The 22667-nt window shown below is 71.6% G+C and carries 19 protein-coding genes and 1 pseudogene; 10 read left to right on the forward strand and 10 right to left on the reverse strand.

Features of this window, described 5'->3' with window-relative positions; translation table 11 throughout:
* Positions 1-5: 5 nt before the first annotated feature.
* Both QSK15_RS26625 and QSK15_RS26630 read left to right on the forward strand, forming a co-directional pair.
* Positions 6-581 (forward strand): GNAT family N-acetyltransferase, encoded by a 576-nt coding sequence (locus QSK15_RS26625; RefSeq protein ID WP_285796842.1) that lies wholly within the window; start codon positions 6-8, stop codon positions 579-581.
* Entirely contained in the window at positions 547-891 is a 345-nt protein-coding gene (locus tag QSK15_RS26630) for a hypothetical protein (protein WP_285796843.1), read from the forward strand. The genes QSK15_RS26625 and QSK15_RS26630 overlap by 35 nt, the downstream gene beginning before the upstream one ends.
* 161 nt (positions 892-1052) lie before the next feature.
* On the opposite strand, the pseudogene QSK15_RS26635 reads toward QSK15_RS26630, so the two are convergent.
* The 4 genes and pseudogenes from QSK15_RS26635 to QSK15_RS26650 all read right to left on the reverse strand — a co-directional run.
* A pseudogene (locus QSK15_RS26635) lies at positions 1053-1166 on the reverse strand (NUDIX hydrolase); the annotation flags it as partial.
* A gap of 178 nt (positions 1167-1344) precedes the next feature.
* Positions 1345-1599: a Smr/MutS family protein gene (locus QSK15_RS26640; RefSeq protein WP_030329768.1), complete on the reverse strand. Its 255-nt coding sequence runs from the start codon at positions 1597-1599 to the stop codon at positions 1345-1347.
* 121 nt (positions 1600-1720) lie between these two features.
* The gene (locus QSK15_RS26645; RefSeq protein WP_285796844.1) at positions 1721-2089 is read right to left on the reverse strand and encodes a tetratricopeptide repeat protein; all 369 of its coding nucleotides are present in this window, start codon (positions 2087-2089) and stop codon (positions 1721-1723) included.
* A gap of 129 nt (positions 2090-2218) precedes the next feature.
* On the reverse strand, positions 2219-2989 hold the full coding sequence (locus QSK15_RS26650; protein WP_203120100.1) for an ROK family protein: 771 nt from the start codon (positions 2987-2989) through the stop codon (positions 2219-2221).
* A 62-nt stretch (positions 2990-3051) separates the two neighbouring features.
* Between QSK15_RS26650 and QSK15_RS26655 the strand changes: the two genes are divergently transcribed.
* The 3 genes from QSK15_RS26655 (at position 3052) to QSK15_RS26665 (ending at position 6077) form a co-directional block, all read left to right on the forward strand.
* Positions 3052-4689 (forward strand): ABC-F family ATP-binding cassette domain-containing protein, encoded by a 1638-nt coding sequence (locus tag QSK15_RS26655; RefSeq protein ID WP_285796845.1) that lies wholly within the window; start codon positions 3052-3054, stop codon positions 4687-4689.
* 38 nt (positions 4690-4727) lie between these two features.
* On the forward strand, positions 4728-5036 hold the full coding sequence (locus tag QSK15_RS26660) for a hypothetical protein (protein WP_030329764.1): 309 nt from the start codon (positions 4728-4730) through the stop codon (positions 5034-5036).
* 315 nt (positions 5037-5351) lie between these two features.
* A complete protein-coding gene (locus QSK15_RS26665; protein WP_285796846.1) occupies positions 5352-6077 on the forward strand; it encodes a methyltransferase domain-containing protein in 726 nt (241 codons plus the stop codon).
* Here the strand turns inward: QSK15_RS26665 and QSK15_RS26670 are convergent.
* Both QSK15_RS26670 and QSK15_RS26675 read right to left on the reverse strand, forming a co-directional pair.
* The gene (locus QSK15_RS26670; RefSeq protein ID WP_285796847.1) at positions 6074-7084 is read right to left on the reverse strand and encodes a LacI family DNA-binding transcriptional regulator; all 1011 of its coding nucleotides are present in this window, start codon (positions 7082-7084) and stop codon (positions 6074-6076) included. The two genes, QSK15_RS26665 and QSK15_RS26670, sit on opposite strands and share 4 nt — an antisense overlap.
* 120 nt (positions 7085-7204) lie before the next feature.
* Complete coding sequence (locus tag QSK15_RS26675; protein WP_285796848.1) at positions 7205-8707, reverse strand: amino acid permease; 1503 nt, start codon at positions 8705-8707, stop codon at positions 7205-7207.
* A 201-nt stretch (positions 8708-8908) separates the two neighbouring features.
* Between QSK15_RS26675 and QSK15_RS26680 the strand changes: the two genes are divergently transcribed.
* Positions 8909-10567, forward strand: coding sequence for a glycoside hydrolase family 10-like protein (locus tag QSK15_RS26680; protein ID WP_285796849.1), 1659 nt, complete (start codon positions 8909-8911; stop codon positions 10565-10567).
* A 179-nt stretch (positions 10568-10746) separates the two neighbouring features.
* Positions 10747-11280, forward strand: a complete 534-nt coding sequence (locus QSK15_RS26685) for a phospholipase (RefSeq protein ID WP_285796850.1) — start codon at positions 10747-10749, stop codon at positions 11278-11280.
* A 116-nt stretch (positions 11281-11396) separates the two neighbouring features.
* Here the strand turns inward: QSK15_RS26685 and QSK15_RS26690 are convergent, their stop codons facing one another.
* Positions 11397-14237: an ATP-binding protein gene (locus QSK15_RS26690; RefSeq protein WP_285796851.1), complete on the reverse strand. Its 2841-nt coding sequence runs from the start codon at positions 14235-14237 to the stop codon at positions 11397-11399.
* A 152-nt stretch (positions 14238-14389) separates the two neighbouring features.
* The gene (locus QSK15_RS26695; RefSeq protein WP_279519856.1) at positions 14390-14605 is read right to left on the reverse strand and encodes an FmdB family zinc ribbon protein; all 216 of its coding nucleotides are present in this window, start codon (positions 14603-14605) and stop codon (positions 14390-14392) included.
* 36 nt (positions 14606-14641) lie between these two features.
* Here QSK15_RS26695 and QSK15_RS26700 point away from each other — a divergent pair, with 36 nt between their 5' ends.
* From QSK15_RS26700 to QSK15_RS26710, 3 genes are all read left to right on the forward strand, one after another.
* Entirely contained in the window at positions 14642-16147 is a 1506-nt protein-coding gene (locus tag QSK15_RS26700) for a lytic transglycosylase domain-containing protein (protein WP_285796852.1), read from the forward strand.
* Positions 16148-16219: 72 nt separating this feature from the next.
* Positions 16220-17236, forward strand: a complete 1017-nt coding sequence (locus QSK15_RS26705) for a GNAT family N-acetyltransferase (protein WP_285797145.1) — start codon at positions 16220-16222, stop codon at positions 17234-17236.
* 91 nt (positions 17237-17327) lie between these two features.
* Positions 17328-20606, forward strand: a complete 3279-nt coding sequence (locus tag QSK15_RS26710) for a lamin tail domain-containing protein (protein WP_285796853.1) — start codon at positions 17328-17330, stop codon at positions 20604-20606.
* Between the two features lie 64 nt (positions 20607-20670).
* On the opposite strand, the gene QSK15_RS26715 is transcribed toward QSK15_RS26710, so the two are convergent.
* Both QSK15_RS26715 and hemB read right to left on the reverse strand, forming a co-directional pair.
* Entirely contained in the window at positions 20671-21180 is a 510-nt protein-coding gene (locus QSK15_RS26715) for a helix-turn-helix transcriptional regulator (RefSeq protein WP_285796854.1), read from the reverse strand.
* A gap of 501 nt (positions 21181-21681) precedes the next feature.
* On the reverse strand, positions 21682-22665 hold the full coding sequence (gene hemB, locus QSK15_RS26720) for a porphobilinogen synthase (protein ID WP_285796855.1): 984 nt from the start codon (positions 22663-22665) through the stop codon (positions 21682-21684).
* Between the last annotated feature and the right edge of the window lie 2 nt (positions 22666-22667).

The raw sequence follows: 22667 nt of genomic DNA on the forward strand, positions 1-22667 counted from the left end.
CGGCGGTGACTGACCTCGGCATTCGCACGGCCACCCCGGCTGATTCCGAATTCCTGATCGACATGCTCGTGGAGGCCGTGAACTGGTTGCCTGAGCGGAACTGGTCCCGCGAGCAGATCCTGGCGAATCCCGCGCTGGCCCACTACGTCACCGGGTGGATGCGGCCGGACGACTTCGGCCTGGTTGCGGTCGACCCGACTGGTCGTTCAGTCGGCGCGGCCTGGTTTCGATTCCTCACCGCCGCCGATCCGGGCTACGGGTACGTGAGTGACGACGTGCCAGAGCTGACTATCGGCGTGGTGAAGACCTGGCGGGGCCGGGGTGTGGGCCGTACGCTTCTGCGCGCCGTTCTGCAGGCCGCACGAGCGCGTGGCATCAGCACTGTGTCGCTGAGCGTGGAGCGGGCGAACTTCGCCGCGCGGCTCTACGCCGCCGAAGGGTTCCGCACTGTCGAGTCGTTCGAGGACGCGGACACGATGGTCGCCGAGATCAGACCTGACGCCTATGGTCCTTCAGCCGAGGCGCGCGACGATGGATACTCCGCTCATGGTTCTGGCACCGTCACGCACCCACCGGGTTGACGCGCGCACCTCCTTCCTCGTGTTGGCTGGCTGGTACGCGGCCGTCGTCGTGTCGTTCGGCCTGTTTCTGAGCACGCGTTCCGGGTCGGTCCCGGTGGGCTGCGGCGAAGCATGCGACTCCGAACGGTCGCGGGCGCTGCTCTTCGGGCTCTACGTGGCCACGCCCGCACTGTTCCTCGCGCTGCTGGTCAGCCTGGCCATGCTCGCGGGGCTCATCGCCCGCACCCGGATCCGCTCGTCGGCCGTGGTGGGCACCCTGTCCGCGGTGCTGCCGCTGACCGTGTGCGGCCTCCTCACCGCCAGCCTCTGACCATAAGATCAGCCGCTGAATCCGGATCTTCGGACGCTCGTTTCGCAGGTGGCCGTGCTTGTGCCGGCGAATCTGCTCGTCCCAGACTTCCTGGTCGTAGTCGGGGTCCGGCGGAATCCACTTGTGAGAGCCGTCGCTGTAGTGGAACTTCTCGTCGCCCCGCCGAAGGACAGTTCCACGTCGGCAATGCTCAACCGCGCCCGGCGGCTACCGTCCACCACCCGCTCACCGTGAATCGTCCACCGCGTCGACTCGGTAACCTGCTCGTCCGTCACCCGCCCGGTATCCGACCATTGGCGCAGACGCATCGCCGCCCCTCACGACGAAGATCCATCCGACGCCCAACCGAACCGATCCCTCCGAAGCTAGATGGAATCTAACTTCGACGCGATCTACCTAAACCAAGGTCGATGGCCATATGGCCAGTCGCCGCAGAACACCGGCCGTTGGCCGTTACTTCCAGCGGAAGTGGACGAAGAGTCGGCCGAAGTTCTTCGAGTCCTTCTCCACCCGGTGGTAGAGCTGCTTGACGTCCTTCTGGTCGAGGAACCGCAGCACCCGCTTCTTGAGCTGGCCGGACCCCTTACCCGGGATGATCTCGACGAGGGTGGCCTTCTTCGCCACCGCCTCGTCCATGATCCCGCGCAGGGCGCGGTCGATGTCGTGGCCCTTGTTGAAGATCTCGTGCAGGTCCAGCTTGAGCTTCATGCCGCAGCCCCCGGCCGGTCAGGTCCCATGTCCGCCATCCTAGGCGCGTCCGGCGGGTCGCCCGACGACGACGAAGGGGCGGCCCCGTGGGACCGCCCCCGCACTCGTCACCGGGTCAGGCTCAGCGCCTGCCGCCCAGGCGGGTCTCCACCCGCTCCAGCGCTGTCCGGTAGTCGTCGTTGGCCGCGTACATCGCGGCGGCGATGCGCAGGTGCCGCAGCGCGTCGTTGTGCCGGTTGAGGCGCTCCAGCGTCCGACCGAGCACGTGGTGCGCGTAGTGGTCGCTGGGGTCCCGCTCGATCAGCTCGCGCAGGTGCTCCTCGGCCCGGCTGAGCTGGGCCGACTGGAAGTACGCCCGGGCCAGCAACTGCCGGACCGCCGCGTTGCCGGGTTCGGCGTCGATGATCGGCTCCAGCAGTCGGGCTGCCCCGCTGGGGTCACCGGTCTCGAAGAACATGGTCGCCCGCCGGTAGTCCGCCAGAAGATCCATCTGCCACCTCCTCGGGTCGCACCGTCACCTGTTCCGACGCTGGCACAACGCTGGAAGTTTGGCGACTGTTCCCGAGGTCGAGATCGGGTCAGTTCCGGCCGCCGAAGGCCGCCGACGGGCGTCGAACGGTCAGGTGCGGGCGTCCCGGCGTCCGGCGGAGAGCTCCCAGGCGCGGACGCCGCCGACGATCCCGGCCGTGTTCGGCACCACCACCACGTCGTCGCCCATCCGGGCCAGCTGCTCGGGCCGGATCAGTCGGGAGTTGCCCCCGCCCAGGTAGAGCCGGTCCCAGCGGAACACCGGGCGGAGCCCGTCCACCACCTGCCGGATCCGCCGGGACCAGAAGGCGTCGCCGAGCCGTCGACGTTCCGGCTCGCCGACGTACGTGTCGTAGGTGGTGCCCCACCGCACCGGCGCGTGCGACAGCTCCAGGTGCGGTGCGAGCACCCCGCCGTCGAAGAGCGCGCTGCCCAGCCCTGTCCCCAGGGTCAGCACCAGCTCGCAACCGGTGCCGGCGACCACCCCGGCGCCGTGCACCTCGGCGTCGTTGAGCACCAGCGCCGGCACCCCGAAGGCGTCGGCCAGCGCGCCGCGCGCGTCCCAGCCGGACCACTCGGCGAGCAGGTCCGGGTCGACCCGGGTGCGGGGGCCGTTGCGGGTCACGTAGTGCGGGGTGCTCACCACCACGCCGTGCCGGATCATCCCGGGTACGCCGACCGTGAGCCGGTCCGCCGTCGGCAGGCGCCCGCCAAGATCCAGCAGGGTCCGGACAAACAACGCGGGCGGCAGAGGGTACGGGGTGGGCACCCGCAACGGCCGGGCCCGCATCGTTCCCGCCTCGTCGAGCACGGACGCCTTGATGCCCCCGCCGCCGCAGTCGATCGCCAGTGTGGTCACCACGTCGTTGAGTCTGCCCGCTGCCGGCGGTTGGTATGCGGGCGGCCGGATAGGCTGCCGTCCTGATGAGCGCCACGATGATCGTCAAGGACCTGGCCGCCGGGCACGGCGACCGCCCGCTCTTCGCCGGATTGGACCTGGTGGTCGCCCCCGGCGACGTGGTGGGGCTGGTCGGGCCGAACGGGGCCGGCAAGTCGACGCTGCTGCGTACCCTCGCCGGGTTGTTGCCGGTCGAGGCCGGCAGCGTGCGGCTCAGCCCACCCACCGCGAGCGTCGGACACCTGCCACAGGAGCCGGAACGGCGGCCGGGTGAGACGGTCCGCGACTTCCTGGCCCGCCGGACCGGGGTGACCGCCGCGCAGGCGGCACTGGACGCGGCGACCGAGGCGCTGACCGCCGGGGCGGCGGGTGCGGACGACGCGTACGGCGACGCGTTGGAGCGCTGGCTCGCCCTGGGCGGCGCGGACCTGGAGGAACGCGCCGAGCAGGTGAGCGCCGACCTGGGGCTCGCTGTCGACCTGGACCACCCGATGACCGGGCTCTCCGGCGGCCAGGCGGCCCGCGCCGGGCTGGCGTCGCTGCTGCTCAGCCGGTACGACGTGTTCCTGCTCGACGAGCCGACCAACGACCTGGACCTGGCCGGGTTGGAGCGGCTGGAGGAGTTCGTCACCGGGCTGCGGGCCGGCACGGTGCTGGTCAGCCACGACCGGGAGTTCCTCACCCGCACGGTGACCCGGGTGGTGGAGCTGGACCTGCCGCAGCAGCAGGTCAATCACTACGGCGGCGGTTACGCGGCCTACCTGGAGGAGCGCGAGGTGGCCCGCCGGCACGCCCGCGCGGACTTCGAGGAGTACGCCGACACGAAGGCCGGCCTGGAGGCGCGGGCCCGCACCCAGCGCGGCTGGATGGAGAAGGGCGTGAAGAACGCCCGCCGCAAGGCCACCGACAACGACAAGATCGGCCGTAAGTTCCGCAGCGAGGCGAGCGAGAAGCAGGCTGCCAAGGCCAAGCAGACCGAACGGCTCATCGAGCGGTTGGAGGTAGTCGAGGAGCCCCGCAAGGAGTGGGAGCTGCGGATGGAGATCGCCGCCGCGCCCCGCGCCGGCGCCGTCGTGGCCACGCTGCGCGGTGCCGTGGTACGCCGGGGTGGCTTCACCCTCGGCCCGGTCGACCTCCAGATCGACTGGGCGGACCGGGTCGCGGTGACCGGGGCCAACGGCTCGGGCAAGTCCACCCTGTTGGCCGCGCTGTTGGGGCGGTTGCCGCTGGACGAGGGCACCGCCTCGCTCGGGCCCGGCGTGGTGGTGGGCGAGGTGGACCAGGCCCGCGGGTTGTTCCTCGGCGACGCGCCGCTGATCGACGCGTTCCACGCGGCCGTACCCCACATGTCGCCGGCCGACGCGCGGACCCTGCTGGCGAAGTTCGGCCTGCGCGCGGCGCACGTGCCCCGACCGGCGGCCACCCTCTCCCCCGGTGAGCGGACCCGGGCCGCGCTGGCCCTGCTCCAGGGCCGTGGGGTCAACCTGCTGGTGCTGGACGAGCCCACCAACCACCTGGACCTGCCCGCCATCGAGCAGCTCGAATCGGCGCTGGCCAGCTACCCCGGAACGCTGCTGCTGGTCACCCACGACCGGCGGATGCTGGCCGCCATCGAGACCAACCGGCGACTGCGGGTGGACGCCGGGCGGATCGCCGAGGATTGATCCGTGCCGGCGGGCCGGCGCGGGGTGAGAATGACGCCATGCTCAAGTGGGAGTACGCGCTGCTGGTCCGCCGCCGCCAGGCCGCGACCAACGACCTCGGCTGGGAGGTCGTCTTCGTCTGGTACGGCCCGGACGGCTCGATGGTCGACGTGACGCCCTACGGTGACACCTCGCTGGCCCACCTGAACCGGGCCGGCGACCAGGGCTGGGAGTTGGTCGCGATGAGCGAGGACCCGTCCCTGCCCGGCAACCACGAACTGCACCGCTATCACCTCAAACGGCCGAAGCCCGCCGACCCGCCGCCTCGCCAGCGGATGCGCGGCGGCCGCCGCACCATCTCCGGCTGACTCGCGGCTGGACCCGTGCCGGCGCGAAGCCGGTGCCGGCGCGAAGCCGGTGCCGGCGCGAAGCCGGTGTCTGCGTTGAGCATGATGCCCGTGAGACATCTTGATGCCGGTGTGGCATCAAGATGATTGCGGCCCGGGCCCGCATCCCGCGACACGCCCGTGGGGCGGCCTCGACCCAGCGAGCGGCGAGGTGATACGGCCGCGCCCGCATCCCGCGACACGCACACGGATGGCCTCGACCCAGCGAGCGGCGAGGTGGACGAGAGGGGCATAACGGGCGCGATTGCGGGTATCGCGCGGCGGGAGGTGACCCGAATGGTCGCTTTGGCGCAGACTCCACCCTCGGCCGACCGGCTGCGGGCGATCGACGAATTCCTCGCCCAGGCATGGGCGGACCAGGTCCGCCACGATGAACGGTTGCGGGACCTGACGGTCGAGGTGCGCTTCGACCGGGGAGTGGCCCATCTGAGCGGCGAGGTGGCCGAGCCCGCCCAACTGCAGCTGGTGCGGGACCTGGTGGGGCGGCTCGCCGGGGTCTACGGCGTCTGGTGCCGGGTCGGCATCGGCGGGCGGGCGCCGGTGGTCGTGGACCTCGGTTGCGGGCCGACCAAGCAGTGGTCGAGCAACCTGGGGCTGGACATCTACCCGGCGCCCGGCGTGGACGCCGTCGCGGACCTGTCCGGCTCACTACCGCTCGCCGACAACTCGGTGGACGTCCTCTTCGCTGTGCACATCCTGGAGCACCTGATCGACTTCCTGCCGCTGGTCGACGAGTGTCATCGGGTGCTCCGCCCCGGCGGCGTGCTGCACGTGATGAGCCCCTGGTGGGGTCATGTGAACGCGGTGGCCGACCCGACCCACGTGCGGCTGATGGACGTGCAGACGTTCAAGGGGATCTGCCAGCTCCGGCCCCCGGGTACCCCGCGCTGGTACCCACTGCACGCCGGCTGCGACGGTGCCTCGATCTTCGCCGACCTGACCCCCCTCCCCCCGGACGCCGACCCGGCACCCCAATCCCACCTGGCCCGCTTCTTCGACTAACCGGTCCGGGTGGATTCGCGGAGGTGTAGGCGGTGGGGGGCCTCGAGGCGCTGGGTGGGAGGGAGGGCGGGATTGCCGTTCAGGCGGTCGGCGAGGAGTTGGACGGCCAGCCGGGCGATCTGCTCCTTGTCCGGGGCGACGGTGCTCAGGGCCGGGATGGCGAACCTGCCGTCCTCGATGTCGTCGAAGCCGGCCACCGCCACGTCCTCGGGCACCCGCAGGCCGGCCTCGTACAGCGCGCGCAGGACACCGAGGGCCAGCGTGTCGTTGAAACAGAAGACGGCGTCGGGGCGTACGCCGGAGGTGAGCAGGCCGCGCATCGCGGCCGCGCCGTCCGCGCGGTGCCAGGCCGGCGCGGACGCCACCAGGGCCTGGTCGTGGTCGAGCCCGGCGGCGCGCAGCGCGTCCCGGTAACCGGCCAGGCGCAGCCGGGCGCTGGCGCCCTCGTCGGTGCGCTGCGCGCCGACGGCCGCGATCCGGCGACGCCCCAACCGGATCAGGTGGTTGGTGATCTCCCGGGCCGCCGCCACGTTGTCGATCACCACGCGATCCGCCGGGCCGTCTGCGATCCGCTCGCCGAGCAGCACCATCGGGGTGCCGTCCAGCCCGGCCAGGTCCGCCGCGCTGAGCCCCAGCGGGCTGATGATGAGCCCGTCGATCAGGTGGCCGGTGATGCCGGAGGCGACGACCCGTTCCTGCTCCCGCCGGCCGCCGGTCTGGTCGATCAGCACCGTCCAGCCGTGCTCGGCGGCGGCGCTGACCACGTAGCGGGCCAGTTCGGCGAAGTACGGGATGTCCAGTTCCGGAACGGCTAGCGCGATCACGCCGGTACGCCCCTTGCGGAGGTGCCGGGCGGAGAGGTTGGGCCGGTAGTTGAGTTCGCTGATGGCCTCCTCGACCCGCGCCCGGGTGTCCGGTCGGACATGGGCGTGGCCGTTCACCACGTTGGAGACGGTCTTCACGGAGACGCCGGCTCGCTCGGCCACGTCCTTGAGTCTGTGTCGCACGCCGCAACCTCCCCGAGGTGACGGGCGCACCATACCGTCAGCGCCCCCGCTGCCAGGGGTACCAGCGACAGGGAAAAGGGCCCCTCGCAGCGGCAAGAGGCCCTTCCTCGTCCCGTCGGATCAGCTGTCGGCGGCCGGCTCGCGGGGACCCGGGGCGACTGCGGGCTCGTGTCGGGCCAACCGGTTGCGGCGGTAGCCGTAACCGAAGTAGATCAACGCGCCGAGCAGCATCCAGGCCAGGAACCGCAGCCAGGTCTCCACCGACAGGTTGAGCATCAGGTAGAGGCAGGCCAACGCCGAGATGATCGGCAGCACCGGCGAGAACGGCACCCGGAACGGCCGCTCCAGGTCCGGACGCCGCCGACGCAGGATCGGCACCGCCACCGACACCAGCACGAAGGCGCAGAGCGCGCCGATGCTGACCAGGTCGGCCAGCGCGGACAGCGGCAGGAATCCGGCCAGCAGCGCGACCGCCACCGTCATGATCGCCGAGATCCGGTACGGGGTCCCCCAGCGCGGGTGCACCGTCGCGATCGCGGGTGGGATCAGCCCGTCCCGGGCGATGGCGAAACCGATCCGGCCCATCGCCACCAGGTCGACCAGGATGACACTGGTCAGGCCGGCGACCGCGGCGATGGAGACCAGCACGGCCGCCCAGCCCGCGCCGACCGACTCGAAGGCCGAGGCGATCGGGGCGCCCCGGTCGATCTCGGTGTACGGCACCATCCCGACCACCACGAGCGACACGCCGATGTAGAGCAGCGTGGAGATCAGCAGCGTGCCGAGCAGACCCAGGGTGAGGTCCCGCTTGGGCTTGCGCGTCTCCTCACCGAGGTTGGCCACGGCCTCGAACCCGGTGTACGCGAAGAAGACCACCGCGGCGGCGCTGAGCACCCCGACGAAGCCGAAGACCGACGGCTCCAGCCCGAACAGCGCCTGGGTGACCGGTTGCTTGATGCCGTCGTCGCCGCTTCCGGCGGGCTCGGCCGGCGGGATGAACGGGGTGAGGTTGGCGGCCTTGACGAAGAACAGCCCGGCGACCACCACGAAGACGCAAATGGCCACCTTGACCAGCACCAGCAGGTTGGTGATCCGGGCGGATTCGCGGATGCCGACGATCGCCACGACGCCGAGGATCAGCACGATGGCGATGGCGCCCACGTTGACGGTGCTGCCCTCCTCGCCGAACCACCGGGTCGGCAGGTCGAGCAGTTCGGCAAGGTAGCCGGACCAGCCCCGGGCCACCACCGCGGCGCCGAGCGCGAACTCCAGCAGCAGGTCCCAGCCGATGATCCAGGCGACGATCTCGCCCATCGTGGCGTACGCGTAGGTGTAGGCGCTGCCGGCGGTCGGCACGCTGGAGGCCAGTTCGGCGTAGCAGAGGGCGGCGAGCAGGGCCACCACGCCGGCGATGGCGAAGGAGATCACCACGCCCGGCCCGGCGCTGTCCCGGGCTTCGATCCCGGTGAGGGTGAAGATGCCGGTGCCGATCACGATGCCGATGCCGAAGCCGGTGAGGTCGATCGCGCCGAGCCGTCGCTTCAGCCCCAGTTGGCCGTCGCTGCCGTCCGCCTCACCCTGGGCTATCACGTCCTTGATTGGTTTTGTGCGCAGCACGGACACCCGGTCACCCCTCCCACCGTGCGACCACCTCCGTGGCGGCCGGTGACCGCCGTTGCTACCCAGCGGCGCGATTGGTCAACCCCGAACTCTTGCGGCGACCGCCAGATTGTGAAAATTTCCTACCAGTAACGCGGACACCGACGGCGAATCTTGCCGAGCCCCGCGTGAACATCCGGGAGCCCCACCGAAGGGACACACCGCATGAAATCCACCCGAATCGGAGCCGTCGGGCTGGTCGCAGCCCTGCTCGGCACGTTCGTCAGCGCCACCCCCGCGAGCGCCGCGCCCAGCGCGGCCGACACCACCACCGCCGCCTGCGCCACCGACCCGGCCACCCCCAAGCGGCAGTTCCGGGCCATGTGGATCTCGTCGGTGGTCAACATCGACTGGCCCAGCAAGGCGTCCCAGACCGCGCCGGACCGGATCGCCGCGCAGCAGGCCGAGTACCGCGAACTGCTCGACCTGGCCGGTCGGCTGAACCACAACGCCGTCGTGGTGCAGGTCCGGCCCACCGCCGACGCGCTCTGGCCCTCGCCGTACGAGCCGTGGTCGGAATACCTGACCGGGGTACGCGGCCAGGACCCCGGCTGGGACCCGCTGGCCTTCCTGGTCGACGAGTCGCACAAACGGAACCTGGAGTTCCACGCCTGGTTCAACCCGTACCGCGTCTCCATGCCGGCCCCCGGCGGCGCGGGCGCCGACCTGGCCCAGCTCGCCCCCGGCCACCCGGCCCAGCAGCACCCCGAGTGGACGTTCGCCTACCCACCGGCCGGCGTGGCCGGCAGCCGGCTCTACTACAACCCGGGAATCCCCGAGGTCCGCGAGTTCGTCCAGACCGCCATGATGGACGCGGTCAAGCGGTACGACATCGACGGCGTCCACTTCGACGACTACTTCTACCCCTACCCGAGCGGCACCTACCAGGTGCCGGACGACGCGACCTTCGCGGCCCACAACCGGGGCTTCACCGACCGGGCCGACTGGCGGCGGGACAACATCAACCTGTTGATCCAGGAGATGAACCGCAAGATCAAGGCGGCGAAGCCGTGGGTGAAGTTCGGGGTCAGCCCGTTCGGCATCTGGCGCAACAAGACCGCCGACCCGCTCGGCTCGGACACCACCGGCAGCCAGTCGTACGACATCATCTCCGCCGACACGCGCAAATGGATCAAGCAGGAGTGGATCGACTACGTGGTGCCGCAGCTCTACTGGTACATCGGCCAGTACCCGGCGGCGGACTACGCGCGCCTGGTGCCGTGGTGGGCCGAGACGGTGCGTGGCACCCGGGTACAGCTCTACATCGGCCAGGCCGACTACAAGAGTGGCGACCCGGCATACGGGTCGTTCTGGCAGAACCCGCGCGAGCTGTCCGACCACCTGACGCTCAACCGGTCGTACCCGGAGGTGCAGGGCAACGTGCACTTCTCCGCCGTGCAGGTACGCGCCAACCGGCTCGGTGCCACCGACATCTACGCGGCTGAGCACTACTCCCGCCCGGCGCTGGTGCCGGCCATGCCCCACCTGCCGGCCCGCCCGCTGCTCTTCCCGGTGGTCACCAGGACGACCCGGCAGGCCGACGGGGTCCGGCTCACCTGGCGGCAGCCCGCCGACGGCGTCGGCCCGCTCGGCACCGCCACCGCGTACGCGATCTACCGGTTCGACGGCACCACGGTGCCCGGGCGGTGCGCCACCGCCGACGCGGCGCACCTGGTCGGCACCGTCCGCGCCACGGCCGGGGCCAGCCAGTCCTGGGTGGACACCTCGGCCGAGCCCGGCCGGCGCTACACCTACCAGCTGACCGCCCTGGACCGGACCGCCAACGAGAGCCCCACGAGCCCGCCAGCCTTCGTGCTGCGCTGACCCGGTTTCGGAATGCCCCGGACGCCACGCGCGTCCGGGGCATTCGTCTGTTTCAACGCATGTCACCAATAGTTGGCGAGGCACATACCGCGCAGTTGATCAGCTGATCGACACTCATCGACATCCGGTAACCCGCCGGTAACTTCCGTCCCACCGCTCACCCCCCGCGGAGGTAACCCGTGCCCCGACGTCTCGCCACCCTGCTCGCCTCGGGCGCGTTAGCGCTGCTCGCCACCCTCACCATCGCCTCCCCCGCCGCCGCCGTCACCCCCGCCCAGAAGCTCTCCGTGCTGTCCAGCTGGACCCAGACCAGCGCGTCCAGCTACAACTCGTGGAACAGCGCCCGGGTCAACCGGGCCCCCTGGGCCGAGTACAACTTCAACTGGTCCACCGACTACTGCTCGTCCAGCCCCGACAACCCGCTCGGGTTCACCTTCAACCTGGGCTGCTACCGGCACGACTTCGGCTACCGCAACTACAAGGCGGTCGGCCAGTTCCCCGCCAACAAGTCCCGCCTCGACAGCGCCTTCTACGAAGACCTGAAGCGCGTCTGCGCCACGTACAACTCGGTCGTCCGGCCGGCCTGCTACAGCCTGGCCTGGACCTACTACCAGGCGGTCAGCATCTTCGGTTCGGTGGCAGCCGTCCAGCAGGCCGACATCGACCGCGCCGCCCGCATGAAGGCCGAAGCCGAAGCCAAAGCCCGCCTCTAACCCCACCCTCGACCCCTGACCCCACCCAACCCGCGGTGATCATGAAGTTATTGCCCGTGCGCCCGGCGTTTCTGGCAATAACTTCATGATCAACCAAGTGGGGGGCCAAGGGTGGGTCAGGCGCCTTCGGTGCGGGTGGCCGGGTGGCGGTCGGGGTCGGCGGGACGGCGCGGGGTCGGCTGGGACAGGCCCGTACTGAAGCGGGTCGAATCCGCCGCGAGGTCCGGGTGTTCCACGTCCAGTGCGAGCGCGGCGGCCTCGTCCAGCCCCAGTTCGGCACCCTCGCCGTACGCGTCGTCGAAGGCCGCGTCGCCCAGCACCGCGCGCAACTCCCCCTGCTGTTCGGCCCAGTAACCGCCGAAGATCCCCGGGGTGGCCCGCATGCTCGCCCGGGTCGCCTGCGCGGCACCGAACAGTCGGGCGGCGGTCAACCGCTCCCCGCCGATCGCACAGCGCACCGCGATCGCGTTCAAGGTGTCACACGCCCGGCCGTGGTAGCCGTGGCCCATCCGGGAACGCAACGCCACCAGCAGGTGCTCGTGGGCGGCGATCACATCGCCGCGGGCCAACGCGACCATCCCGAGCAACATGTCCACCGAACGCCGGCCGCGCTCCACCGGCCGGGCCGCCTCCACCGGACGCACCGCGCCCAACAGCTCCGCCGCCTCCTCCAGGGCACCCCGCCGCCAGAGCAGCTCAGCCAGGCTGAACACCGCGAACAGCGCCTCGCCGACCACGTCCTGCCCGTGCGCCCAGTCGATGACCTCCCGGCACACCCGCTCGGCCTCGACGAACTGCCCCATGTCCACCAGCGGCGCGGCCCGGCCGGCGAGCACCCGGGCCAGCAGACCGGCGTCACCGGCCTGCCGGGCCGCCGCCTCCGCCCGCTGCGAGTAGCGCAGTTCCTCGGCGAACTCGCCATCGGCGCTGGCATGCAGCGAGTGCATGTGGTACGCCGCCGCCAGCTCAGCCTCCGGGATCCGCTCCCCCGTCTCCGCGATCCGCCCGTACAGCCGGAACAGCCACAGCCGCCCCTCCCGGGCCAGGCCCCGCTCCAGCCACCACTGGTCCAGCCCGCCCGCCAGACCGAGACCGGCGCGGGCGCTGCCACCGGTGGCGCACCACCGCAACGCGGCGCGCAGCTCGCCCGCCAGTGGGTCGAGGGAATACAACGACAGCGTCACCGGCCGGCCGTCCTGGCCCAGGTGGGCCCGGTCCAACGCGTGGGCCGACCAGGCGACGTGCCGGTCCCGAGCGGCCTGTTCCTCACCCGCCTCGACCAGCCGACGTGCCGCGTACGCCCGGATGGGGTCGAGCATCCGGTAGGTGCTGCCGGCAGCCCGGGGCTCGGCCAACACCATCGACTTGTCCACCAGGACCGAGAGCGGGTCCAGCGGATCGTCACCCAGCAGCCACTCCACCGTCTCCAGATCCACCGGGCCGGCGAAGACCGCCAGCCACCGCAGCAGGCGGGCGGCCCGGGGCCCCAACGTCCGGTACGACCAGGTGACGGTGGCCTGCATGGTCAGATGCCGTTCGGTGGCCGAGCGCTGCACCGCCCGGCTCGCCGGGGTGGGCGGCGACGCGCCAGCCGCCGCCGCGACCAGGTCCACGGTGTCCTGCTGGTTGCCGGACCAGCCCCGCTCCACCGGCGGCGGATCGGGGTCCTCCCGGCCGGCGTCCAGGGTGCCGAGGACATCGTCCAGCCGCTCGGCGAGCTGGCCGACCGAGAGCACCCGCAGCCGGGCGGCCGCCAACTCGATGGCGAGCGGAAGGCCGTCCAGCCGCTGCACCACTCGACGCAGATCGGCCGACTCGGCCGGGTCCGGCTGCCGCCCGCCGCGCGCCGCCGCCGTGCGGTCCAGCAGCAGCGCCACCGCGTCGCTCTCCACACCGTCGGCGCGCGGGTCGACCGAGAGCGGCGGAATCCGCCACACCACCTCGCCGGGCAGGCTGAACGACTCACGACTCGTCGCCAGCACCCGCACGCCGCTCCCGCCGGACAGCAACCGCGCGATCACCTCCGCGCAGGCGGCCGGTTGGGTGTCGCAGGTGTCCAGTACGACAAGCATCCGGCGGTTGGCCGCGTACTCCACGAGGGTGTCCAGCATCGGCCGGCCGGGCTCGGGACGCAGGCCCAGCACGGCGGCGATGGCGAACGCCACCAGCCCCGGGTCGGTCACCGAGGCGATGTCGACGAACCAGACCCCGTCCGGGTACGCCTCGACAACTCCGCTGGCCAACTCCACAGCGAGCCGGGTCTTGCCCGCGCCACCCGCGCCCAGCACGGTGACCAGGCGGTGCTGCCGCACCAGCAGGCCCAGTTCGATGCGTTCGGCCTGCCGACCGACGAACGACGTCACCTGGGTGGGCAGGTTGTGCGCCACCGCGTCGGCAGTGCGGGGCCGGGGGAACTGCCGCTCCAGACCCGGGGCGACCAGTTGGAACAGTCGTTCCCGGTCGTCGAAGCCGCGTAGCCGGTGCAGACCGAGGTCGAGCAGTGTCGCACCCGGCGGCATCGGCTCGGCCCGACGTGCGGTGGACGCCGTGCAGAGCACCTGCCCGCCGTGCGCGGCGGCGGCCACCCGGGCGGCCCGATGCACCTCGGGGCTGGCGTACTCGCCGTCGCGCGGCTCGGCGTAGCCGGTGTGCAGGCCCATCCGCACCCGCGGCGCGGCTTCGGCGGTGGGCCAGTCGTGGCTGGCCAGTGCCCGCTGGGCGGTCAGGCACGCGGTCATCGCCGCGGTGGCGTCCTCGAAGGCCAGGAAGAACGAGTCGCCCTCGGTCAGCAGCTCCGCGCCACCCGTGCTGGCCAGCGTGCGGCGCAGCAACCGTCGATGCTCGGCGAGCACCGGGCGGTAGTCCGGGCCCAGCAGCTGGGCCAGCCGGGTCGAGCCCTCGATATCGGTAAACACGAAGGTCACCCAACCGCTCGGGAGCTGGATCCGTGGCGACATGCGAGGAACCTCCGCCCGTGACGTCGGGTTCATGCTGCCTGAGTTCGAGCGATCACGCATCGTGAGAACGGCCGGGCAGATGCCGCCTCAACGTGCCACTCGGACCCGCTCCCGGCAAGGCCGGACCATCAGGCGGCGGCGAATTGGCCCGATCAGCAGCCGCAGGCACCGCCGCAGCAACCACCGGCGGCGGGGGCCGGGGCACCACCGGCGGCACCACCCCGGCCGGTGACCGCGACCGCGGAAAGAAGCTTGACCGTGTCGGCGTGTCCCTGCGGGCAGTTGGCCGGCTCACCGGCCGCCGCCATCGAACGGTTGACCTCGAAGGTGTCGCCGCAGGCGCGGCAGCGGAACTCGTACCGGGGCATGCCACCCAGGGTACGTGGTCTGACGGTTGGCGGAGCATGGGTGATACTCGACAGGTGGTGGACGGCGAGGACGACACGCGTGTGCAACCGTTACGACCGGCCGCGCCGCTGGAGGGGCCACTGGAAGGTTCCGGGGCCGCGCCCGATCCGGTGCGCGCGGTGCCCCGCCCGCGCCGCCCCTGGCTGAGCGCACGTTCGAAGGGCGCGGCGGCCACCCCACCGGCCACTGTGCCCGCCCCGCCGACCGCGCCCGAGGCCAAGACCGAGGCCCTCAAGACCGCGGCTCCCAAGACCGCGGCGGCGACGCCCAAACGCGCTGACGCAAAGGCCGAGACGCCCAAGGCCGACGACGCGAAGATCGAAACGGTCAAGGCCGAGGAAGTAAAGGCCGAGACCGCAAAGGCCGACGACGCGAAGGCCGAGACCACGCAGGCCGAGACGGTCAAGTCGGACGACGCGAAGGCCGAGACCACGAAGACCGGGACGGTCAAGGCCGGCGACGCGAAGACCGGGGCCACCGCTGGTGCGACGGATCTGGCGAAGACCACTGTGGATGAGCTGCCGGCGGTGCCGGCGTCCGACCCGGCCCGTCGGCGGCGGGTGCAGTTCGCGCACGCGGTACGTATGCCGCCGCGCCAGGCGGCAGCAGCCGCCACCCGGGCTGCCCGGGCCTGGGCCCGCCGGCCCAGTGGTCGGCTGACCCTGCCCGGCGTCTTCCTGCTGGCGCTGGTGGCGGCGACCGCCGCAGCGGGGGCGCTGCTCGTGCCGGCCACGATCCGCGCACCGCGTCCGGTGGCGGTCGACGCCTCGGCCGCGCCGGGCGCTGTCGCACCGACGGCGGCACCGTCCGGCCTGCCCACCGGGCCACTACCCACCGGGCCACTGCCCACCGGCCCGTTGCCCACCATCCCACTGCCCAGCGCCGGGTTGCCCGGCACCGGGCTGCCGCCCGGCACGGTGACCGGCGGCCGGCCGTCGGACGCCCTGGCCGGATGGGCGCAGCAGGTCGGCGCCAAGGTCGGTGTCCCCGCGATCGCCATGCAGGCGTACGGCTACGCCGAGCTGGTGCTCGCCCAGACCAACCGCAGTTGTGCGCTGAGCTGGACCACGCTGGCCGCTATCGGTCAGGTCGAATCGGGGCACGGCTCGGCCAACGGCGCGCGGTTGGGGCAGGACGGCAAGGCGCTGCCCCCCATCATCGGGCTGCCGCTGGACGGGAAGGAGGGTCGGATGCGGATCATCGACACCGACGACGGCGCGCTCGACGGGGACAGGACCCTCGACCACGCCATCGGACCGATGCAGTTCATCCCGACCACCTGGCAGGAGATCGGCGCGGACGCCGACAACGACGGCCGCAAGGACCCGCACGATCTGGACGACGCCGCCCTGGCAGCGGGAAATTACCTCTGCAAGGGCGGTCGGAACCTCAGCATCCCGGGCGACTGGTGGAACGCGATCCTCTCCTACAACGATGTACGGCGCTACGCCCAGGACGTCTACGACACCGCGAACCGGTACGGACGGGCCAGTCGGTCATGAAGTGATCGTCTCGATACGTTGGAGAACTGGACACTTCCCCCAGGCCTCTGTTAGCGGCAAGCTAGACGGGTGATGGTGCGCGAGTGGGACCCCAGGACCGCGTCGTCCGCCGAGATCGCGTCGCTGTTGGCCACGCTGAACGCGGTCCTGGCGGCTGATCTGCCGCAGGACCCGCCCTGGCGGGAGACTTCGCTGCGGGAATACCTCGCCGAGGTGATGCCCGGCGAGCGGCGGATCTCCTGGATCGCCCAGGCCGAGCCGACCGCTCCGGGCGACACGGGCGAGGTGCTCGGCCAGGTGCACGTCCTCCTTCTGGGTGACATCGGTGTTCTCGAGGTGCTGGTGCACCCGTCCGTGCGGCGCACCGGCCTCGGCCGTGACCTGGTGTTGCGCGCCGCGCGACGGGTCTACCAGGAGGGCTTCCAGTCGATCGGGGTCGAGGTCGTCGGCGACACGCCCGCCGTCGGGTTCTACGAGTCGCTCGGCTTCAACCGGGAGTACGTGGAGACCCGCAGCGTGCTCGACCTGACCGCGGTGGACTGGGCCGAGCTGGCCGAGATGGCCACCGGCATCAGCGCGGGCTACCAGGTGGAGTTCTTCCCGGGCGGGCCGCCGGACGACCTGCTCGGGGCGTACGCGCGGGCCAAGGCCGAGGTGCGCGACGTCGACGACGGCGAGTTGCGCCCCAGCTCGTACGACCCGGAGCGGCTGCGCGACAGCCTCGACACGCTGCACCGGCGGGGCATGAAGCCGTACATCGTCCTCGCCCGGCACGAGCAGAGCGGCGAGGTGGCCGGTCTGACCGAGGTGGTGGTGCCGGCGCAGCACCCGACCCGCGCCGACCAGTACGACACGATCGTCGCGCAGGATCACCGGGGCTACGGCATCGATCGGGCGATCAAGGCCAGGATGCTGTTGGAGCTGCGTTCCGCCGAGCCGGAGCTGATCGAGGTGCAGACCTGGAACGCCCAGGCCAACGAGGCGATGCTCAAGGTCAACGCGGAGCTGGGCTACCGGCCGGACCGGGACTGGTGCGAATACAGCGTCGACGTCGCTGAGCTGGTGCACCGCCTCGATCCGCCACGGTGAGGAATTCACGAAACTGTCCATTAGGGGATGGACGGTGGACAGTCGCGCACCTTAACGTGCGTTGACCCCGTCCACCCATCGTGGAGGCCCTATGCGCCCGCGCCGCTCAATCGCCGCGCTCGCGACCGCCACCGTCGCCGTGACTGTCACGGCGCTCGGCGTCGCACCCACCGCGGCCAGCGCCGCGCCCACCGACCTGTTCATCTCGGAGTACGTCGAGGGTTCGTCGAACAACAAGGCGATCGAGCTGTTCAACGGCACCGGTTCCGCCATCGACCTGACGGCCGGCGGCTACCAGTTGCAGCTCTCCTTCAACGGCTCCACCACGGCGACCACGATCGCCCTGACCGGCAGCGTGCCGGCCGGCGACGCGTTCGTGTTCGCCAGCGCCTCGGCCGGGGCCGCCATCCTCGCCCAGGCCGATCAGACCACCGGGGCGAGCCTCTTCAACGGCGACGACGCGATCGTGCTGCGCCGGGGCAGCACGGTGCTCGACTCGATCGGGCAGGTCGGCGTCGACCCGGGCACCGAGTGGGGTGCCGGCGTCACCAGCACCGCTGACAACACCCTGCGCCGGATGCCGAGCGTGACCGCCGGTGACACCGACCCGTCGGACGCGTTCGACCCTGCCGCGCAGTGGGCCGGCTTCCCCGTCGACACGTTCGACGGGCTGGGCGCGCACACCGTGGACGGCGGCGGCCCGGTCGACGTACCGGCCACGCTGACCTGCGGCGGCGCACTTGTCACCGCGGCCGGCACGGCGGCGAGCCGGGAGGTGACCGGCACCGACCCGGACGACACGATCGTCGACCTGGCGGTGACAGCGGTCAGCCCGACCCCGTCGGCCGGCTCGATCACCCGTACCGCGTTCACCCCGGCCGACGGGGTGGGCGGCACCGCCCGCGCCACTGTCGGGGTGAGCGCCGACCTCGCCGCCGGGGCGTACACCGTCACCCTCACCGCGACCGACGCGGGCGGTGGCACCGCCAGTTGCGCGCTGGCCGTGCAGGTGACCCGGGAGCTGACCGTCGGCGAGGTGCAGGGTCCGACCACCGACGCCGAGTCCGGGCCCGCCGATCGGTCACCGCTCGCGCCGGCGAGCGGCAACGGCACGAGCAGCACGATGTACGACGTCCGCGGCGTGATCACCCAGTTGACCCTGGCCCGCACGTCGGCAGGGGCGGATCAGCACGGGTTCTTCCTGCAGAGCCGCGTTGGTGACACCGACGACGACCCGACCAGTTCCGACGGGATCTTCGTGTTCATGGGCGCGTTCACCTCGCTGATCGGCGGTTACGTGCCGACGGTCGGCGACGAGGTCGTGCTGCGGGCCCGGGTGTCGGAGTACTACAACTTCACCCAACTCTCCGGCGCGTCGCTGGTCCGCCGGATCGGCGGTGGCCTGGCCGTGGACACCGCTGTCGCGGTGACCGACGCCGTCCCGCCGGCCGCGCTGACCGACGCGCAGCGCTTCTGGGAGCGGCACGAGGGCTCCCGGATGCGGGTCCGCGCGGGAAGCGGCGCGGTGAGCGGCCGGGACGTCTTCTCCTCCACCGCCGACGCGGAGCTGTGGGTGGTCGACCGTGACGACCCGCTGCTGGACCGCGCCGACCCGTACTCCCGGCGGGTCTTCCGCGATTCGCACCCGCTGGACAACGACCCGACGCGCCGCTTCGACGACGGCAACGGCCAGCGGACGCTGCTCGGCAGCATGGGCGTGAAGGCCACCGCCGGGGACAGCGCCGCGCTGCTCCCGCCGGCGCACACCTTCGACACGCTGCGGGCGGACGCGGTGGGCGGGGTCTACTACTCGTTCGAGAAGTACGGCGTACAGGTCGAGCGGGCGGAGTTCGCCGCCGGGGCCGACCCGTCGAGGAACAACCCGCCCAAGCCGGCCGACCGGTCCCAGGAGGTGGCAGTGGCCACCTACAACGTGGAGAACCTGTACGACTACCGGGACGACCCGTTCGACGGCTGCGACTTCACCGGTAACGCCGGCTGCCCTGGCGTCACCCCGCCGTTCGACTACGTCCCGGGCAGCGAGGCGGAGTACCGCGAGCAGTTGGCCGCGCTCGCCGACCAGATCGTCAAGGATCTGCACGCGCCGGACCTGATCCTGGTGCAGGAGGCTGAGGACCAGGACATCTGCACGGTCTCCGGGGCCGCGTTGAGCTGCGGCGACACCAACAACGCCGACGGCGCCCCGGACAGCATCCAGGAGTTGGCGCTCACGGTGGCGGCGGCGGGTGGGCCCGCGTACGCCGCTGCCTATGACCGCACCGGCGCGGACGCCCGGGGTATCACCGCCGCGTTCCTGTACCGCACGGACCGGCTGTCGTTGGCCGCCGCGACGGCGAACGATCCGCTGTTGGGCTCGGCACCGACCGTTCAGTACCGGGCTCCGGGCCTGCCGACCAACGCCGATGTGCAGAACCCGAAGGCCCTCAACGCGGTGCTGCCGTCGGATGTGGACACCTCGACCGGCCGGGACGGGACCAACGTCTTCACCCGTGCCCCGCAGCTGGGCAAGTTCAGCGTTGCCGCCGCGCCGGGTTCCGCCGAACGGTTCACCCTGTACGCGCTCAGCAACCACTACTCGTCCGGGCCGGACAGCCGGGTCGGGCAGCGGCGGGAGCAGGCCCGCTACGGTGCGGCGATCGTCACCGCGATCGAGGCGGCCGACGGGTCCGCCCGGGTGGTCTACGGCGGGGACCTGAACGTGTTCCCCCGCCCGGACGACCCGATCGCGACGGGTGACCAGCCCACGCCGTCGGACCAGCTCGCCCCGCTGTACGAGGCGGGTCTGCACAACCTGTGGGACAACCTCGTCGCCGAGGTGCCGTCCTCCGCCTACTCGTACAGTTTCGAGGGGCAGGCGCAGACGCTGGACCACCTGTTCGTGAACGACGCGTTCTACGGCGACCTGGTGCAGGTGCGGGCGGCGCACATCAACGCCGACTGGCCGGCGGAGTTCACCGGCGACGGGTCACGGGGTTCCAGTGACCACGACCCGCAGGTGGCCCGTTTCCGGTCCCGGGCGTCGTTGACAGTCGCCGACGCGACGGTGGTCGAGGGCGACCAGGGCACCCGGCAGCTCACCTTCACCGCCACCGTGTCGCGGCCGTTGTCGCAGCCGGTGCTGCTCTGCGCCGCGACCGTCGGCGTCACGGCGCAGGTCGGCTCGGACTTCGACGCGTACGCCGGTTGCAAGGTGTTGGCGGCCGGGCAGACATCGGTGGTGTTCCCGGTGACCGTGCGGGGTGACCGCAAGCGGGAGTCGGACGAGAAGCTGACGTTGCTGGTTGCCGGCGTACCCGGCCTGCGGCTGGCCGACCCGCTCGCGGTCGGCACGATCATCAACGACGACTGACGTCGCGCGTTCCGGCGAGGCCCGTCGACCCGTTCCGGGTCGGCGGGCCTCTCTCGTGCCGGGGTCAGAGCACTCCGCGCGGCGGCCAGGGCGGCCGGGGCAGGTGCCGATGCTGGGCCACACGCACCTCCCACTGGCTGCGTCGGCGCATCGCGTCGCGAACCGCCCTGTCGCGATAGAACGTCTCCGGCGGGCGAGCCAGCCCGTAGATGTCCCCCCACCACTCGCCCGGCTCCGGGGCGAGGATGGTGTCCAGGTGCGACGGGTAGCGACGCTCCGCGCCGTTGCGAGTGTCCTGCCAGTCACGCATCGGCTTCAACACCCGACCGAATTCATCCACCACGGCCAGCCGGCAGCCCACCACGCTGATGATGCGCCGGAGCAGGACGATGCTCGGCACCATCCGCCCGGCCTCGATCCTGCCGATGGTGGCATGGTGCACGCCCGCCCACCGAGCCAGCTCGCGCTGGCTCAGGTCAGCACGGCGGCGGACCGCACGGACGATTCCGGCGGCTGGCCAGAGCGCGTCGGAAGGTTCGGTGATCAGGACGGGCTCGGCCGAGAAATCGCTCATGTCCTCACCGTTCCGCCTGGTGGGGCTGGGCGGCAATCCCGAGTGCCTCAGCTGTGGACAACGAGCTGGCCTGTGGATAACTCCCATGGCTGGCAGATCACTGTCCGTGTTCCGAGCCCCGACACGTATCGCCATCACGCGGAGTCACGGACTCATGCTGCTCGGTCGGACCGGCAGCACCAGACCGAGCCCGACCCCTTGCTCGACCAGGGGGAACCTAATTCCAGCTGCCAGCCGCCCACCACAGTGGCCGCCCCCTTTGCTCTGCAGTTCGATATGCGCCAGTGACGGAGCGCAGGTGTCGCCGTGGTGGGTGCAGAGCAAAGGGCGGGAGGGGGTGTTGGGTGATTGGCAGATGATTACGCTGCGCAAGCCGGCGTGGCCGACTGGTCCGTGGTCGGTTGACCGACGAACCAGTGGTTCGGCAAAACTCACCGCGCCACCCACGCGGCCCAGGGCGAGGTGGTCAGGACGCGCCCGGCACGGGTGCGCCAGCCGGCGTCAGTAGCGCTCGCGCAGCAGGTTGGCGGCCTCGACCGCCCAGTAGGTGAGGATGACCTGCGCGCCGGCCCGCTTGATCGAGGTGAGGGTTTCCAGCATCACCCGCTCCCGGTCGATCCAGCCGTTGGCGGCGGCCGCCTCGACCATGGCGTACTCGCCGGAGACCTGGTAGGCGGCGACCGGGACGTCCACAGCGGCCCGCACCGCCGACACCACGTCGAGGTAGGGCAGCGCCGGCTTGACCATGACCAGGTCGGCGCCCTCGGCGACGTCGAGCGCGACCTCGCGCAGCGACTCCCGCAGGTTGGCCGGGTCCTGCTGGTAGGTGCGCCGGTCGCCCTCCAGCGCCGACTCCACCGCCTCACGGAACGGGCCGTAGAAGGCGGAGGCGTACTTCACGGCGTACGCCAGCACGGAAACGTCCTGGTACCCGGCGGCGTCGAGGGCCTTGCGTACCACACCGACCTGGCCGTCCATCATCCCGGACGGCCCGACCATGCCGACCCCCGCGGCGGCCTGGGCCACCGCCATCTCGGCGTACGCGGCCAGGGTGGCGTCGTTGTCGACAGCGCCGTCGGGGGTGAGCAGCCCGCAGTGTCCGTGCGAGGTGAACTCGTCGAGGCACAGGTCGCTCATCACGACGGTGGCGTCACCCACCTCGGCCACCACGTCCCGGATGGCGACGTTGAGGATGCCGTCCGGGTCGATGCCGCCGGAGCCGGTCGGGTCGCGCTGTTCCGGTACGCCGAAGAGCATGATCCCGCCGACACCGGCCTGGACGGCCTCGACCGCCGCCTTGCGCAGCGAGTCCCGGGAGTGCTGAAGCACTCCCGGCAGCGACGAGATGGCCCGGGGCTCGGTGAGCCCTTCCTTGACGAACATCGGCACGACCAGTTCGGCCGGGTCGACCCGGGTCTCGGACACCAGGCGGCGGACCGCCGGGGTGCGGCGCAGCCGGCGGGGCCGGATCTCGGGGTACGACATGG

This window comes from Micromonospora sp. NBRC 107095, from assembly GCF_030269705.1.
GTDB lineage: Bacteria > Actinomycetota > Actinomycetes > Mycobacteriales > Micromonosporaceae > Micromonospora > Micromonospora parva.

Excerpts from the sequence above, each read along its gene's own strand:
- QSK15_RS26630 (WP_285796843.1), top strand. The coding sequence starts at position 547 with ATGGTTCTGGCACCGTCACGCACCCACCGGGTTGACGCGCGCACCTCC.
- QSK15_RS26640 (WP_030329768.1), bottom strand. The coding sequence starts at position 1,599 with ATGAAGCTCAAGCTGGACCTGCACGAGATCTTCAACAAGGGCCACGAC.
- QSK15_RS26645 (WP_285796844.1), bottom strand. The coding sequence starts at position 2,089 with ATGGATCTTCTGGCGGACTACCGGCGGGCGACCATGTTCTTCGAGACC.
- QSK15_RS26655 (WP_285796845.1), top strand. The coding sequence starts at position 3,052 with ATGAGCGCCACGATGATCGTCAAGGACCTGGCCGCCGGGCACGGCGAC.
- QSK15_RS26660 (WP_030329764.1), top strand. The coding sequence starts at position 4,728 with ATGCTCAAGTGGGAGTACGCGCTGCTGGTCCGCCGCCGCCAGGCCGCG.
- QSK15_RS26665 (WP_285796846.1), top strand. The coding sequence starts at position 5,352 with ATGGTCGCTTTGGCGCAGACTCCACCCTCGGCCGACCGGCTGCGGGCG.
- QSK15_RS26680 (WP_285796849.1), top strand. The coding sequence starts at position 8,909 with ATGAAATCCACCCGAATCGGAGCCGTCGGGCTGGTCGCAGCCCTGCTC.
- QSK15_RS26690 (WP_285796851.1), bottom strand. The coding sequence starts at position 14,237 with ATGTCGCCACGGATCCAGCTCCCGAGCGGTTGGGTGACCTTCGTGTTT.
- QSK15_RS26695 (WP_279519856.1), bottom strand. The coding sequence starts at position 14,605 with ATGCCCCGGTACGAGTTCCGCTGCCGCGCCTGCGGCGACACCTTCGAG.
- QSK15_RS26700 (WP_285796852.1), top strand. The coding sequence starts at position 14,642 with ATGGGTGATACTCGACAGGTGGTGGACGGCGAGGACGACACGCGTGTG.
- QSK15_RS26705 (WP_285797145.1), top strand. The coding sequence starts at position 16,220 with ATGGTGCGCGAGTGGGACCCCAGGACCGCGTCGTCCGCCGAGATCGCG.
- QSK15_RS26710 (WP_285796853.1), top strand. The coding sequence starts at position 17,328 with ATGCGCCCGCGCCGCTCAATCGCCGCGCTCGCGACCGCCACCGTCGCC.
- QSK15_RS26715 (WP_285796854.1), bottom strand. The coding sequence starts at position 21,180 with ATGAGCGATTTCTCGGCCGAGCCCGTCCTGATCACCGAACCTTCCGAC.
- hemB (WP_285796855.1), bottom strand. The coding sequence starts at position 22,665 with ATGTCGTACCCCGAGATCCGGCCCCGCCGGCTGCGCCGCACCCCGGCG.